We start from the raw sequence: 15,381 nt of genomic DNA, 5'->3' as shown, positions 1-15,381 counted from the left end.
GCATCAGTCCTTTAAGAAGGCTTTGAAACGGAACAGTTCTGTTAAGCGATAGCCGCGGTAGCGACCCATTGCCAACATAAAGCCAACCATGATCAGCAGTACTGCTGGGAAGGTGAAGATAAAGTAGGCCAGTTCAGGAATGCTCATGAGGTAATGGGATAATGCTGCAGCGAACAGGGTGCCGACTGCAACTTTAAACGCATGATTACCGCCGCGCTCTTCCCAAGTGATGGAGAGACGCTCAATGGTCATGGTTAAAATCACCATTGGGAACAGCGCCACTGACAGGCCGCGCTCTAAGCCGAGCTTATGGCTGAATAAGCTGATCACTGCAATCAGTACCACAACAAAGGTTAAGACCACTGAAAGCCTTGGTAGCATTTGTAATTTGAGATGCTCTAAGTAGGAGCGCAGTGATAAACCGAGAGTGGTGATAATGGTAAATAAGATGATCCCGAAGCCGAGCTGCGTTTCACGGAAGGCCAGAGCAATCAGTACTGGAGTGAAAGTACCTAATGTTTGCAGGCCGCCGAGGTTACGTAAAATCAAAATAACCATCACGCCGAGCGGAATCATAATCATGATTTGGTAAGTTTGCTGGGTCTGCAGAGGCAAGCCATACAATGAGTAATCGAGGAAACCTTCTGCGGTGTTTTCATTGCTGAGCTTGGCTAAGCGAATGGCGTTCATTTCGCTGTTATTTAGAGCAAAAGTCACTGCAACTTTACTGCCGCCGTCTAGAGAAACCAGAGGTTCGTCACCAAACCACCAAATCATGCGGTCTTTTGGTAAACCTTGTTCGCCCGACTGCGGGTTGAAATACAACCATTTCTCACCGTTAAAGCTGCGCAACCATAACTCTGGAGATTGTTGTACATCGGCTTCCAAGCGAATGGTGTGTAAACGCTGCATGGGTACGTGAGCAATCGACAGCAGCAGGTCAATCACGGCCGCTTTGCGCTCACTGGATGTGTCGCCGCCGAGCAGTAAGCGAATATTGTCATCAGAGGTGTTGTTGACGCGCTTAATGGTTTCGCTGATAAAAGTTTCCACATCGGCTGAGTGCTGGCGAATTGGCGCAAGCAAAGCTTCCGCAGCAATTTTTTCTGCACCTTCAATCGGTAAGCTTTCGCGATAAATAGAGCCCTTCGCTTTAATTTGCTCGCCACTGTAGCGTTTGGTCATGACTAAACGGTAGTACAGGGTTTGTTTGCCACTGGCACGACGGGCAGACCAAGTGACACGGCGATTATCATCGATGTGGTTAACGCTGACGCCATAATTGTTGGAGATAAAGCTTTCATTGAGACTGACGTAATCTTGATTCAGTGGCGGCACAAACATGTGCAGTTTGACCGGCTCGCGCGGGTTGGCTTGGAATTCAACCTTGGCATCAATGTTCCAGAGGTTATCTGTTTCATCTTCTGAAACAGGAATGCCGAGCACAAAAATTTGGTAGGCCGTTACCGAGACTCCAATAATGACACATAGAGCGATTAATATTTTTAGATGCAGTGTCAGAGAACGCATGATAATTACTCGGCAAAGGCTGTAGTGATGTTATGGGTGTCGCACTGTGGTTTACCCACAGAGTATTTTAAAGCTGGATCAATCAGAGCATCAAATTTCTTTAAAGCGCTAGAGCCGAGCAAAAATGGGTATTGGAAGGTACTGCGGTCAGTCAAGTTGACTTCAATAGTGCGCAGTGCGCTACCCATGCAAACCGACATTTTAACCACTGGGCGCGGCGTGTAGCTTTTGTCCTCTTCGGGATCATAGTCTCCGGAGCGACGCTTGATTTTACTGATGCGCGCCAACGGCAGTTCAAAAGCACGCTCATGAGCTTCGTCTAAGGCTAAATAGAAACGCACCCATGACTTGCCATCACGCTTAAAACGCTCAATATCACGCGCACTGAGCGAGGCTGTTTTCGCACCAGTGTCTAACTTGGCGGTCATGTGCATATCAATGTCAGCAATATATACATGCTCATTTAAGCCATAAATGCTTTTTTCGTTGATATCGCTGGTTTCGTTAGCTGAAGTCATAGTCGGTAGTAAAACAAGGCACGCTAATAGTGCAATAAAATTAAGTCTCATAGTTCTCGCAAATATAACAATGTGAGTTTATTACCATCATGTTAGCACTTGATCTTGCTAGCAGCGGTGCAAATTAGCTTCCCAGCTCTGCTTTACTTGATCGGTGCGTATTCTAATCGGCAATCTTAAAAATAACCATGTAATCCTATAAGTAGCTGGTTTTCTATTGCAAGTGCTGGGTTGTAGCCGCGTCTAGAGTTTGCCATAAAGCTAAGATTGCATGTTTATAGAGTGTCATGTGTTCGACCTTGGTATGAAGATTGTCGACAATGTGTCTGTACTTGTTGACACCTTTCGCCATGGAATGTAGTTTTCAGGCATTCTTTAATCAAAGGTGTCAACACTGTGCTGGATGTTCTTGAAGACGCAACGCGTATCTCGAATGAGTCTGCGACCTTGTCAGAGCAAGTATTTCGTAGTATTCAAGCGGCGATTGTCTGTGGTGACATTGCTCCCGGCAGTAAAATCTCTGAGCCAGAGTTGGCACGTACCTATGGCATCAGTCGTGGTCCGTTACGTGAAGCCATTCATCGCTTAGAAGGACAGCGGCTCTTAGTTAGGGTTCCGCATATTGGTGCGCGGGTTGTGGCCTTGTCCCATGCTGAGTTGATTGAACTCTATGAAATTCGCGAATCTTTAGAAAGCATGGCGTGCCGTTTGGCCGCTGAGCGCATGAGTGCCGCTGAGATTGATGAGTTACGTGCGGTGCTGGATACCCATGAGCGCGATGCAGCCTTCCAAGCGGGTGTTGGTTACTACCAGCAAGAAGGTGATTACGACTTCCATTACAAAATAATTCAAGGCAGCGGCAACCAGATGTTGGTTAAGTTGCTGACAGAAGAGCTGTATCAGTTGGTGCGTATGTACCGTATTCAATACTCGACCACGCCCAACCGTCCACAGCAAGCCTTTAAAGAACATCACGGCATATTAGATGCCATTGCTTCTGGCGATGGTGAATTAGCCGAGTTACTGATGCGCCGCCACATTGCTGCATCGCGGCGCAATATTGAGCGTCATTACCAAGGTGCCAATGACACCGTTAAATCCCTACGAGGTAAATTATGAGTCGTACAACTCCAGGTAAACGTTTTCGTGATGCGGTTGTTGAAGAAAGCCCGCTACAAGTTATCGGTGCCATCAACGCCAACCACGCTTTACTCGCACAGCGCGCTGGCTTTAAAGCGATTTACCTGTCAGGCGGCGGTGTTGCTGCAGGCTCCTTGGGCTTACCTGACTTAGGTATTACCGGTTTAGAAGATGTATTGATTGATGTGCGTCGTATCACTGATGTCTGTGATCTGCCGTTGTTAGTCGACGTTGACACCGGTTTTGGCTCGTCTGCCTTTAACGTGGCGCGTACGGTTAAATCGATGATTAAAGCCGGCGCTGCCGCGATCCATATTGAAGACCAAGTCGGTGCTAAGCGCTGCGGTCACCGCCCGAATAAAGAAATCGTTACTCAGCAAGAAATGGTCGATCGTATTAAAGCAGCTGTGGATGCACGTACCGATGACAGCTTTGTGATTATGGCGCGTACCGATGCTTTAGCGGTGGAAGGTCTGAACTCTGCATTAGATCGCGCTGCTGCTTGCGTTGAAGCCGGTGCTGACATGGTGTTCCCTGAAGCCATTACCGAGCTAGAAATGTACAAACTGTTTGCTGAGCGCGTCAATGCGCCAATTTTGGCCAATATTACTGAATTTGGTGCTACGCCGCTATTCACAGTGGACGAGCTCAGAACTGCCAATGTTGGCTTGGTTCTATATCCATTGTCAGCCTTCCGTGCGATGAACAAAGCTGCGGAAAATGTCTACAACGCCGTGCGCCGCGATGGCACGCAAAAGAATGTGATCGATACCATGCAAACTCGTATGGAACTGTACGATCGCATCAACTACCACGCTTTTGAGCAGAGCTTAGATGCTTTGTTTGCTCAGAAAAAAAGCTAACTTCGAGTTGATCACCGGATCGAGTGATAACCAATAATAAAAGTATGAGGAATACCCTAATGGCTGAAGCAAAGAAAAAAGTACTAAGCGGCGCGGGCTTACGTGGTCAGATTGCCGGCGAAACAGCGCTATGTACTGTGGGTAAAGAAGGCGCTGGTTTAACCTACCGTGGTTATGATGTGCGTGATTTAGCGGTACATTGCAAAACCTTTGAAGAAGTTGCTTATTTGCTGCTTTACGGACACTTGCCAAATCAGAGCGAGATTGATGCCTATCTAAAGCGTCTGCATGCTATGCGTGATTTACCTGCGACTTTGAAAGAAGTCTTAGAGCGCATTCCAGCTGATGCTCATCCGATGGATGTGATGCGTGTGGGTACGTCGATGCTCGGTACTTTAGAGCCAGAGTTGAGCTTTGAGCAGCAGCACGATGTGGTTGATCGTCTGTTGGCCGCTTTCCCTGCGATCTTGCTGTACTGGTACCGCTTCAGCCATGACGGTGTGCGCATTGATTGCATGACCAATGAACCCGATATCGGCAGTCATTTCTTGGCTTTATTGCATGACAAGTCGCCAAGCCCATTGCACCGTGAAGTGATGAACGTTTCACTGATTCTCTATGCAGAGCATGAGTTTAACGCGTCAACCTTTACGGGTCGTGTCTGTGCGTCAACCTTATCTGATCTGTACTCGTGCATCACCGGTGCGATTGGTTCACTACGTGGACCTTTGCATGGCGGTGCTAACGAAGCAGCGATGGATCTGATTGATCGTTTCAGCTCACCAGAAGAAGCGGTCGAAGAGTTACGTGCGATGATTGCCCGTAAAGATTTGATCATGGGCTTTGGTCATGCGATCTACCGTGACTCTGATCCACGTAACGAAGTGATTAAAGGTTATGCGAAGAAACTGGCTGACGAAGTGGGTGATACAGTGATTTACCCAGTGTCTGAAGCCATTGAAAGCTTTATGTGGGATGAGAAACGTTTATTCCCGAATGCTGACTTCTTCCATGCTTCGGCGTATCGCTTTATGGGTATTCCAACTCCGCTATTTACGCCGATTTTTGTTTGCTCGCGCGTTACCGGTTGGGCTGCACATGCCTTTGAACAGCGTGCTAATAACCGCATTATTCGCCCAAGTGCTGAATACATTGGTGAAGAGCATCGCCCAGTACCGCCTGTTAGCGAGCGCTAAGAGTTTGAGCGCTTAAGCTGAGCCAGCAACCAGCGGTGTGAATGCACTGCTGGTTTTTCTGCTTAGGCTGGCTGCGTTCTCCCTGTTTATCTGATGGATTTAAAACGTTATGAATACCGAATTCCGTAAAAAACTACCTGGCACAGCGCTCGACTATTATGACGTGCGTGAAGCTGTCGATGCCATTGAACCTGGTGCTTACGCCAAGCTGCCTTACACATCACGCGTCTTAGCCGAAAACTTAGTGCGCCGCTGCGAGCCCGGTGAGCTTACGGATTCGCTTAAACAGTTGATTTATCGCAAAAGTGATCTGGATTTCCCTTGGTATCCAGCGCGCGTCGTGTGTCACGATATTTTAGGTCAAACCGCCTTGGTTGACTTGGCTGGCTTGCGTGATGCGATTGCCGAGCAGGGCGGTGATCCGTCCAAAGTCAATCCAGTGGTACCCACCCAGTTAATTGTTGACCACTCGTTGGCAGTTGAGCACGGTGGCTTTGATCCAGATGCCTTTGATAAAAACCGTGTCATTGAAGACCGTCGTAACGAAGACCGCTTCCACTTTATTGAGTGGACCAAAACGGCCTTTAAAAACGTCGATGTGATTCCGGCGGGTAACGGCATCATGCACCAAATCAACTTGGAGAAAATGTCTCCGGTGATTCAGGCGCGTGACGGTGTAGCTTTCCCTGATACCTGTGTCGGCACTGACAGCCACACCCCACACGTGGATGCCTTAGGTGTGCTGGCCATTGGTGTTGGTGGTCTGGAAGCGGAAACCGTGATGTTGGGTCTGCCATCGATGATGCGCCTGCCAGATATTGTTGGTGTTGAGTTGTTGGGGCAGCGTCAGCCCGGCATTACTGCCACTGATATTGTTTTAGAGTTAACTGCATTCTTGCGTAAAGAGCGTGTAGTGGGTGCCTACTTAGAGTTCTTTGGTGATGGTGCGGCAAGCTTGTCGATTGGTGATCGCGCCACCATTTCTAATATGACCCCTGAGTACGGCGCCACTGCCGGTATGTTCTATATTGACGGACAAACCACTGAGTACTTAACCCTGACTGGTCGTGAGCCAGAGCAAGTAAAACTGGTGGAAAATTACGCCAAAGTCACGGGCTTATGGGCGGATGACTTAAAAGATGTTGAGTATGAGCGCGTGCTGACGTTTGATTTGTCTAAAGTCGGCCGCAACATGGCCGGTCCTTCTAACCCGCATGCACTGGTTTCAACCAGTGACTTAGCTGCCAAAGGCATTGCTGGCGCGTGGGAAAAAGAAGAGGGCTTAATGCCCGATGGCGCAGTGATTATTGCCGCGATTACCAGCTGCACTAACACCAGTAACCCGCGCAACGTGATTGCGGCAGCCTTGATTGCCCGCAATGCCAACAAAATGGGCCTAGAGCGCAAGCCTTGGGTGAAAACCTCGTTTGCCCCAGGCTCTAAAGTGGCAGAACTGTACCTCAAAGACGCCAACTTACTGGAAGAACTTGAGCAGCTCGGTTTCGGTATTGTGGGTTTTGCGTGTACGACCTGCAACGGGATGAGTGGTGCTTTGGATCCAGTGATCCAGCAAGAAATCATTGATCGCGATCTCTACGCCACCGCGGTGTTGTCCGGTAATCGTAACTTTGATGGCCGTATTCACCCGTACGCCAAACAAGCCTTCTTAGCTTCGCCGCCTTTAGTCGTTGCTTATGCAATTGCCGGTACCATCCGCTTCGATATCGAAAAAGATGCGCTGGGCCATGATAAAGACGGCAATCCTATTACCCTGAAAGACCTGTGGCCAACCGATGCAGAGATCGATGAGATTGTTGCTGCTAGCGTGAAACCATCGCAGTTCAATCAGGTTTACATCCCAATGTTTGATCTGGGCTCGATTACCCAATCACCGAGCCCGCTGTATGACTGGCGTCCGATGAGTACCTATATCCGTCGCCCGCCGTACTGGGAAGGTGCTTTAGCTGGCGAGCGTACGATGAAAGGTATGCGTGCCTTAGCCGTGCTGGGTGATAACATCACCACTGACCACTTGTCGCCCTCCAACGCGATTATGATGGACAGTGCCGCCGGTGAATACCTGCACAAAATGGGTGTGCCAGAAGAAGATTTCAACTCTTACGCAACCCACCGTGGTGATCACCTCACCGCGCAACGTGCGACCTTTGCCAATCCAAAACTGTTTAACGAAATGGTTCTGGACGAGCAGGGCGAAGTACGTCAAGGCTCGTTCGCACGCATTGAGCCAGAAGGCACAGTCACTCGCATGTGGGAAGCCATTGAGACTTACATGGAGCGCAAACAGCCGCTAATTATTGTTGCCGGTGCTGACTATGGTCAGGGCTCATCGCGTGACTGGGCGGCAAAAGGTGTGCGTCTGGCCGGTGTCGAAGTGATTGCCGCTGAAGGTTTTGAGCGTATTCACCGTACCAACTTGATTGGTATGGGCGTATTGCCGCTGCAGTTCGCTGAAGGTACTACTCGCATCACATTAGGTTTGGACGGTACTGAAACCTATGATGTTGAGGGCGAGCTCAAGCCTGGTAACACCATGACTTTAATCATCACTCGTCGTGACGGTAATATTGTCCGTGTGCCGATGCTCAGCCGTATTGATACCGCTGCAGAGCAGGTGGTCTATGAGGCCGGTGGTGTATTGCAGCGTTTTGCGCAAGAGTTTCTTGCTGAAACTGCCAGTGCCTAATGCTGGTTGATGCATAACCCAACCCGCTAAGCGAGCTGACTTGCTTAGCGGGTTATTATTTTCTGCTGGTTGCGTATTTGCGACCACTGTTATTTCTAGCGTTAACTTAGGGAGATTCCATTATGAGTCAGGTCCCACAAATTAAAATTCCGGCCACTTATATCCGCGGCGGCACCAGTAAAGGTGTGTTTTTCCGTATTGATGATTTGCCTGAGGCGGCGCAAAAGCCAGGTGCCGCGCGCGATAATCTGTTGCTACGCGTGATTGGTAGTCCAGACCCATACGGTAAGCAAACTGACGGCATGGGTGGTGCGACTTCGAGTACCAGTAAAACGGTATTGTTAGCGAAAAGCACGCAGCCGGATCACGATGTCGATTATCTGTTTGGCCAGGTCTCGATTGATAAGCCCTTTGTTGATTGGAGCGGTAACTGCGGTAACTTAACCGCGGCTGTGGGCTCGTTTGCGATTTCTAACGGCCTGGTTGCGGCGGACAAGATTCCAGAAAACGGCATCTGCACCGTGCGTATTTGGCAGGTCAATATTGGCAAAACCATTATTGCTCATGTGCCGATTAGCAATGGTGAAGTACAAGAAACCGGTGACTTTGAACTGGATGGCGTGACCTTCCCAGCTGCTGAAGTGCAAATCGAGTTCTTGGATCCTGCCGATGGCGAGGGTGATGATGCAGCGATGTTCCCCACTGGTAATGTGGTAGATGATCTCGTTGTGCCCGGCGTTGGTACGCTAAAAGCCACGCTGATCAATGCTGGTATTCCAACCATTTTTGTCAATGCTAAAGACATTGGCTACGCAGGTACTGAACTGCAGTCAGCGATCAACAGTGACAAAGAAGCCTTGGCTAAGTTTGAACTGATCCGCTCGCACGGTGCAGTGAAAATGGGCTTGATCAAAGATGTCGCCGAAGCGGCTGCACGTCAACACACGCCAAAAGTAGCCTTTGTTGCGCCGCCTGTGGATTATGTCTCCTCCAGCGGTAAAGCTATTCAAGCGGCAGACATTGATGTATTGGTGCGTGCGCTATCGATGGGGCAGTTGCACCACGCAATGATGGGTACTGCAGCAGTGGCGATTGGTACAGCAGCTGCTATCCCCGGAACTTTAGTCAACTTGGCAGCGGGTGGCGGTGATCGCCAAGCAGTCAACTTTGGCCATCCATCCGGTACTTTGCGGGTCGGCGCAGAAGCAGCGCAAGAAAATGGCAAGTGGATAGTTAAAAAAGCCATTATGAGCCGCAGTGCGCGTGTTTTGATGGAAGGCTGGGTACGTATTCCAGGTGACTCTTTCTAGAGCACTCCAAAGCGGTACCTGAAATAAAAAGCGCTCTATATGAGCGCTTTTTATTATCTGGATAATAGCCTGAAGTAGGATGGCTTCTGGTGGGCAATAACGACGCCAATAATAGGCCTAAAGCCGGCTAAGACTGCTCGGCAAAAAACTAAAGGCCCTGCAGGTAGGCTACAAAGGGAATAAACCGCCTAAGCCTGCTAGTCTTAGGCTGCTTTAGCATAGGCAGGTCGAACAATAGGGGCTTTTTGCCTGCTCTATACACCAAATGTATTAAAATAGGCTGCAGGATACAGCGAAAAAGCGTTATAACAGTGCTAGACCAGCTAAGGCTTTGTAGGTTCGAGCCTGCTGTTAAAATCGTTAGGAGTTTTTATTGTTTACTGATTTGTTATTTGAAGAAGGATTTACCAAAGTGGATGCTGAGCTGGATGTGATCTTCGTGCCCACCGATGATTTGGTCGTTGAGGCTATGTTGAAAATGGCGGCGGTCACTAAGGACGATATTCTTTATGACCTTGGCTGCGGTGATGGCCGTATCGTCGTGGCTGCAGCGATGGAGCGTGAGGCGCAGGCTGTCGGTGTTGATATGGATCCGCGCCGTATTGCTGAAGCCAATGCATTGGCTGAGACGGTCAGCGTGACTGATCGAGTGAAGTTTCTGCAAGAGGATCTTCTTACTGTCGACTTTAGTGCGGCAACAGTGCTGACCTTATACCTGCTGCCATCACTCAATCTGAAGTTAAAAGCGCGCATCTTAAGCGAGTTAAAGCCAGGTACTCGAGTGATTGGTCATGCCTTTAATATGGGGCGCTGGCAGCCAGACGCAAAGCGTGCGATGGGTGGCGTGTATATTTATAAATGGGTGGTTCCCGCGCCAGTGCATGGCACTTGGGAATGGCTGAGCGAAGAGTGTAAGGTTTACCGCGTTGAGTTGCTGCAGGCGTTTCAAATGCTCAGCGGTCAAGCGTGGATTGATGGACAAGAGGTTGATTTGCTGGAAGCGAAAATGCTGGGTGATCGTGTGCATTTATCGATAAAAGCCAGCGATGCTGAAGAAGCCGATCTGTTTATTTCGATCTATCGAGAGGGCCAGTTGCTACCGGCAGCAGATAGCAAACAAGTGTCGGTTGGTGTACGAATTAGCGTTTAACACAATTCAGCGCAATGCCCAGACAAGTCTTAACTTGACTGGGCATGATCTCATTTAGGTCTTTAGAAGGTTGCGCAATGACCACCAGAGGGCGCTTGGCCTGAACCAATGGCAATAACAGGTGCTTCTAAGCGCAGGTTGACTGGTTCAGCGTTGTGCCAGTCCCAAACAAAGAAGCCGACCAGTAGGGTCCAAAACACCACAATACGTACGCTACTTAATCTATTCATCTCAATATCCAAAATAACGGCGCACACGTACACCAATCAATGAGCCCAAGAAAGCCATCACGACCCAGATCCAACCGTGAATGCTGCCGGTGGAAATCCCGCTGACCATTGCCCCGACATTACAACCAAAGGCTAAACGTGAGCTGTAGCCCAATAAGAAGCCAGCAATGATGCCGACAATCCATTGTTGCGTATTGAGCTTGTTCGGTTTGCCAGATTTATTGCGTGAAAAAATCCATAGCGCACCGGCCAAAATTCCAATATTGGTGATCGAGGTCAGGTCTAAAAATACCGACTGCTGCAAGGCTGTCGCATTAACCGGCTGACTCCAGAACGCATTAACTGTCGGGTCAAACAGGTTGCCGGCTTGAGCAATTTTTGCCGCCCATAAACCGAAGCCATACACCACGCCCCAAGGCTTGCCAGCAATCACTAAGATCAGTACGGCTAATACAGCAATCAGGACTGCGCCAACGATTAAGTTTTTATTCAATAGGCTACGCGATACGCTGCTGGTTTTTGACCACCACCAAGCGGCTAATGCCAGCACAATCAAACCGAGGTAAGTCAACCCTAGTGCGCCGCTCAAACCCACTTCTTCGACTAAGCCTACGGGTTGCACGCTGCCCAAGTCGAGCCACCAGCCCAAGTGTGCGGAGCCTAAGAAACTGCCCAGCGCAAACACTGGCAGAATGGCCATGTTCAATGGAATGCCTAAGCCAGCTTTATATAGAGTGCCGGAGCCACAGCCATCAGCAATTTGCATGGCGCCGCCAAACACTAAAGCACCCACTAAAAGACTAATACTCGGTGGGCCTAACGCAGCGCTGAGCTCGGTTGGGAAGCTGGCCAGCAGAGGCATGGAGAAGGCTGCAGCAACGGCCAGCAAAATCAGTTGAGCAAAGACTCCACTGGCATCGCGCTGCTCAATTAAATTACGCCAACCTGTGGTAAAGCCAAAGCGCGCCCCGGCCAGTACTACGCCTAAGCCAATACCAACCATGAACAGCAAACTTTGCCGTACTGAGACAAACCAAAACAAAAACACGGCAAAGGCGGCGAAAACCACTGTTAAAGCTAAACGATTTTTCATCTTAGTCATTCACCAACTTAGAAAACTTTGCTTTGATTTGCTCTAAACGACTAGGTGTATTTTCCATGGGTAAACTTTTTTTATCTTGAGTCCATTCAGCTAGCGAGGCAGGGTAGAGGCGCACATCTTTTAAGCCGGCAAGTTCTGAGAGGACAAACCAATTGGTTGCTGCCCAGTGACCGGTATTACAAAAAGACACGGTTTCTTGTGCTTGATCTAAACCTTGGCTACGTACCAGTTCTTTGATTTCAGCAACCGGACGAATGCGCGTGTCATTGTCATTGAACCACTGAGTAAAAGGGGTGTTTTGCGCAGTGGCAATGGTACCGCCGGTGCTGGCTGTCGGCGCTTTGACCTGGCCTTGGTAAAACAGCGGCGGACGCGCATCAAGTAACTGATAGGTCGTGTCCTGCTGAGTGATCTTCTCGAGCAATTGGTCTTTTGATATGACTAATTTTGAGTTGTTTTGTACCGTTAATTGGCTGGCTGATACTTGAGTCGCATCGCTGCTAATGGCTTGCTGCGCCAATTGCCATTGCTGAAAACCACCATTAAGCACGCTTAAATCAGTTAAGCCTAGGTATTTAAGGGTCCAATATACCCGTGCTGCTGCGCCAAAGTCGGTTTCATCAACGCCGCTGGAGTAGACAACAATTGGCTGTTGATCGGTTAAGCCGAGTTGACGTACAAGCTTTTCAAAGTAAGGGTTATCGGACAGCTGTCCTGGATTATTAGCAGGTCCGCGCCATTGCCCGTATGGAGCCGATACGGCACCGGGAATATGGCCAGCGGCGTAATCATCAGGGCTGCGGATGTCGATAATTTGCAGTTGCGGGCGAGCTGACAGCGCTTCACTCAACTCTGTTGCTTCTAAAAGAGGTTGATAAGTGGCGGCTTGAACACTGCCCAATGCCAAGGATAAAAAAAACGCCAAGCTGGCGTAGAAATATTTCATGTTGGGAACTCCTTAATCTATGTGGCGTATATTTGCATAGCAGCCACTTTGGCAAAAGGAATTAATTGATCTATGGTTATATAAAGTTTATTTTTTATAACTAAAGCTAAAAAGTAGCTGGCGTAAATAATGCGCAGCATAAGCAGAAAGGATCGATGAACTTGGCGTCTGGTTTGTTGTAAGAGGGATAAACTAGCAACACACCTGCACGTCGTTTAGTGGCGTACAGGTGTGTTAAGTGCTTAGTTGTTTTCCGCGAGGAAGAACCAAGTATCCAGCACTGAGTCTGGATTCAGAGAAACGCTTTCGATGCCTTGCTCCATTAACCAGCGGGCAAGATCTGGGTGGTCAGACGGGCCTTGGCCACAAATACCAATGTACTTATTGGCTTTAATACAGGCTTGAATGGCCATCGACAGCAGCTTCTTAACCGCAGGGTCACGCTCATCAAACAAGTGAGCAATCACCCCAGAATCACGGTCCAGGCCTAAAGTCAGCTGGGTCATGTCATTGGAGCCGATGGAGAAACCATCAAAGTGCTCAAGGAACTCATCCGCCAGCAGAGCGTTAGAAGGTAGCTCGCACATCATAATCAAGCGCAAACCATTTTCGCCACGCTTCAGGCCATACTCTTCCAGCAAGCTGACTACTTGCGCGGCTTCATTGACAGTACGTACGAATGGCACCATCAACTCAACGTTGGTCAGACCCATCACATCACGCACGCGCTTCATCGCACGACATTCCAGTTCGAAACAGTCGCGGAATGATTCGCTGATATAGCGTGACGCACCGCGGAAGCCTAGCATTGGGTTTTCTTCAGTTGGCTCGTACAGCTTGCCGCCAATCAGGTTGGCGTATTCGTTGGATTTAAAGTCGGATAAACGCACAATGACTTTTTTTGGCCAGAAAGCAGCGGCTAAGGTACTGACGCCTTCAACCAGTTTGTCGACATAGAAGTCAACCGGGCTGGCATAGCCGGCAATGCGCTTTTCCACGCTTTCTTGCAGTTCACTTGGCAAACTGTTGAAGTTCAACAAGGCTTTAGGGTGTACGCCAATCATGCGGTTGATAATGAACTCAAGACGCGCTAAACCAACACCAGCGTTAGGCAGTTGGGCGAAATCAAAGGCACGATCAGGGTTGCCGACGTTCATCATGATTTTGAATGGCAGGTCTGGCATTGCTTCGACAGAGTTGGTGCGAATATCAAAATTCAGCTCGCCATCAAAGACAAAACCGGTATCGCCTTCAGCACAAGAAACAGTGACACCTTGGCCGTCTTTCAGTAATGCGGTGGCGTTGCCACAACCAACCACTGCTGGAATACCAAGTTCGCGAGCAATAATTGCGGCGTGACAAGTACGACCACCACGGTTGGTGACAATCGCACTAGCGCGTTTCATCACCGGCTCCCAGTCGGGGTCGGTCATATCAGAGACCAGCACGTCGCCAGGCTGGACTTTATCCATTTCAGATACATCATTGATGATGCGTACCGGACCTGCACCAATGCGTTGGCCAATCGCGCGGCCTTCAACCAAAACATTGCCTTGTTCTTTGAGCAAGTAACGCTCCATGACGTTGAGATTGCTACGACTTTTCACTGTTTCAGGACGAGCCTGGACAATGTACAGCTTGCCGTCGTCGCCATCTTTAGCCCACTCAATGTCCATTGGACAACCGTAGTGCTGCTCAATGATCACCGCTTGTTTAGCAAGGTTAGTGACTTCTTCATCGGTGAGGGCAAAACGCATGCGGTCAGCAGCGGCAACGTCAACGGTTTGAACTGATTTACCGGCACTGGCGTCCGCGCCATAAATCATTTTTAAAGCTTTACTGCCGAGGTTGCGACGTAAAATCGCCGGGCGGCCAGCGGCTAATGTTTGCTTGTGTACATAAAACTCATCAGGGTTAACTGCGCCCTGTACAACGGTTTCACCGAGACCATAAGCGCCGGTGATAAACACTACATCACGAAAGCCTGATTCAGTATCAAGGCTGAACATCACCCCGGCAGCGGCAGTTTCTGAGCGCACCATGCGCTGAACACCAGCAGATAACGCAACGTTACGGTGATCAAAGCCTTGGTGCACGCGGTAAGAAATAGCGCGGTCATTAAACAATGAAGCAAACACTTCTTTGGCTGCGCGGATTACATTGTCCACGCCGCGAATATTCAAAAAGGTTTCTTGCTGGCCAGCAAACGACGCATCGGGCAAATCTTCTGCAGTGGCAGAGGAGCGTACCGCGACGGCCATATTGTCATTGCCATTGGCCATTGCAGCGAAGACACTGCGAATATCAGCATCCAGTTGTGCAGGGAAATCACCGTCTAAAATCCATTGACGAATTTGCGTGCCAGCTTTAGCCAGCGCATTAACGTCATCAATGTCTAAGGTGTCCAGCAAGTCGTGGATGCGTGCATCTAGATTATTGGCATCAATAAAGTCACGGTATGCTTGTGCGGTTGTGGCAAAACCACCGGGAACGGATACACCGGCACCTGCAAGGTTACTGATCATTTCGCCTAGGGAAGCGTTTTTGCCCCCTACACGCTCAACATCATGGTTACCGAGCTTATCGAGGGAAACTACGTACTCAACCAAGGTGATCTCTCCACGTCTGTATTGAAAGGGCCAGTGTAATCTATTGGCCTTGTTTGGGGAAAATGGGTCACAATGTCGCTTAA

The 15,381-nt window shown here is 49.3% G+C and carries 12 protein-coding genes; 6 read left to right on the top strand and 6 right to left on the bottom strand.

Features of this window, described 5'->3' with window-relative positions:
- Window positions 1-3: 3 nt before the first annotated feature.
- Window positions 4-1,530 carry an osmotic stress tolerance membrane protein RloB gene (gene rloB, locus H591_RS0103610; RefSeq protein WP_022965582.1) on the bottom strand — a complete coding sequence of 509 codons (1,527 nt, stop codon included), beginning with the start codon at window positions 1,528-1,530 and terminating at the stop codon, window positions 4-6.
- 5 nt (window positions 1,531-1,535) lie between these two features.
- The gene (gene rloA / locus H591_RS0103605; RefSeq protein WP_028244148.1) at window positions 1,536-2,099 is read right to left on the bottom strand and encodes a retropepsin-like aspartic peptidase RloA; all 564 of its coding nucleotides are present in this window, start codon (window positions 2,097-2,099) and stop codon (window positions 1,536-1,538) included.
- 345 nt (window positions 2,100-2,444) lie between these two features.
- Between rloA and H591_RS0103600 the strand changes: the two genes are divergently transcribed.
- The 6 genes from H591_RS0103600 (at window position 2,445) to H591_RS14750 (ending at window position 10,411) form a co-directional block, all read left to right on the top strand.
- Window positions 2,445-3,167: a GntR family transcriptional regulator gene (locus tag H591_RS0103600; RefSeq protein ID WP_022965580.1), complete on the top strand. Its 723-nt coding sequence runs from the start codon at window positions 2,445-2,447 to the stop codon at window positions 3,165-3,167.
- Entirely contained in the window at window positions 3,164-4,051 is an 888-nt protein-coding gene (prpB, locus tag H591_RS0103595; protein ID WP_022965579.1) for a methylisocitrate lyase, read from the top strand. Before H591_RS0103600 ends, prpB begins: the two co-directional genes overlap by 4 nt.
- A gap of 59 nt (window positions 4,052-4,110) precedes the next feature.
- Window positions 4,111-5,247 (top strand): bifunctional 2-methylcitrate synthase/citrate synthase, encoded by a 1,137-nt coding sequence (gene prpC, locus H591_RS0103590; RefSeq protein ID WP_022965578.1) that lies wholly within the window; start codon window positions 4,111-4,113, stop codon window positions 5,245-5,247.
- A 109-nt stretch (window positions 5,248-5,356) separates the two neighbouring features.
- Window positions 5,357-7,951: a Fe/S-dependent 2-methylisocitrate dehydratase AcnD gene (gene acnD / locus H591_RS0103585; RefSeq protein ID WP_022965577.1), complete on the top strand. Its 2,595-nt coding sequence runs from the start codon at window positions 5,357-5,359 to the stop codon at window positions 7,949-7,951.
- A gap of 122 nt (window positions 7,952-8,073) precedes the next feature.
- A complete protein-coding gene (prpF, locus tag H591_RS0103580) occupies window positions 8,074-9,261 on the top strand; it encodes a 2-methylaconitate cis-trans isomerase PrpF (protein ID WP_022965576.1) in 1,188 nt (395 codons plus the stop codon).
- Between the two features lie 373 nt (window positions 9,262-9,634).
- Entirely contained in the window at window positions 9,635-10,411 is a 777-nt protein-coding gene (locus H591_RS14750) for a class I SAM-dependent methyltransferase (protein ID WP_022965575.1), read from the top strand.
- A 62-nt stretch (window positions 10,412-10,473) separates the two neighbouring features.
- On the opposite strand, the gene H591_RS16050 is transcribed toward H591_RS14750, so the two are convergent.
- The 4 genes from H591_RS16050 to ppsA all read right to left on the bottom strand — a co-directional run bounded on the left by H591_RS16050 (window position 10,474) and on the right by ppsA (window position 15,298).
- Window positions 10,474-10,641 carry a hypothetical protein gene (locus H591_RS16050; RefSeq protein ID WP_022965574.1) on the bottom strand — a complete coding sequence of 56 codons (168 nt, stop codon included), beginning with the start codon at window positions 10,639-10,641 and terminating at the stop codon, window positions 10,474-10,476.
- Between the two features lies 1 nt (window position 10,642).
- Entirely contained in the window at window positions 10,643-11,734 is a 1,092-nt protein-coding gene (locus H591_RS0103565; protein ID WP_211219948.1) for a YeeE/YedE family protein, read from the bottom strand.
- A gap of 1 nt (window position 11,735) precedes the next feature.
- Entirely contained in the window at window positions 11,736-12,689 is a 954-nt protein-coding gene (locus H591_RS0103560; RefSeq protein WP_022965572.1) for a sulfurtransferase, read from the bottom strand.
- Window positions 12,690-12,931: 242 nt separating this feature from the next.
- Window positions 12,932-15,298: a phosphoenolpyruvate synthase gene (gene ppsA, locus H591_RS0103555; RefSeq protein WP_022965571.1), complete on the bottom strand. Its 2,367-nt coding sequence runs from the start codon at window positions 15,296-15,298 to the stop codon at window positions 12,932-12,934.
- Between the last annotated feature and the right edge of the window lie 83 nt (window positions 15,299-15,381).

The organism is Denitrificimonas caeni DSM 24390 (genome assembly GCF_000421765.1).
Lineage (GTDB): Bacteria > Pseudomonadota > Gammaproteobacteria > Pseudomonadales > Pseudomonadaceae > Denitrificimonas > Denitrificimonas caeni.
This window is presented reverse-complemented; position numbering and strand designations above follow the sequence as displayed.

Bases quoted from the DNA above. Each gene is read 5' to 3' on its own strand.
- H591_RS0103565 (WP_211219948.1), bottom strand. From the start codon at position 11,734: ATGAAAAATCGTTTAGCTTTAACAGTGGTTTTCGCCGCCTTTGCCGTG.
- prpC (WP_022965578.1), top strand. From the start codon at position 4,111: ATGGCTGAAGCAAAGAAAAAAGTACTAAGCGGCGCGGGCTTACGTGGT.
- acnD (WP_022965577.1), top strand. From the start codon at position 5,357: ATGAATACCGAATTCCGTAAAAAACTACCTGGCACAGCGCTCGACTAT.
- H591_RS0103560 (WP_022965572.1), bottom strand. From the start codon at position 12,689: ATGAAATATTTCTACGCCAGCTTGGCGTTTTTTTTATCCTTGGCATTG.
- rloB (WP_022965582.1), bottom strand. From the start codon at position 1,530: ATGCGTTCTCTGACACTGCATCTAAAAATATTAATCGCTCTATGTGTC.
- prpB (WP_022965579.1), top strand. From the start codon at position 3,164: ATGAGTCGTACAACTCCAGGTAAACGTTTTCGTGATGCGGTTGTTGAA.
- rloA (WP_028244148.1), bottom strand. From the start codon at position 2,099: ATGAGACTTAATTTTATTGCACTATTAGCGTGCCTTGTTTTACTACCG.
- H591_RS16050 (WP_022965574.1), bottom strand. From the start codon at position 10,641: ATGAATAGATTAAGTAGCGTACGTATTGTGGTGTTTTGGACCCTACTG.
- prpF (WP_022965576.1), top strand. From the start codon at position 8,074: ATGAGTCAGGTCCCACAAATTAAAATTCCGGCCACTTATATCCGCGGC.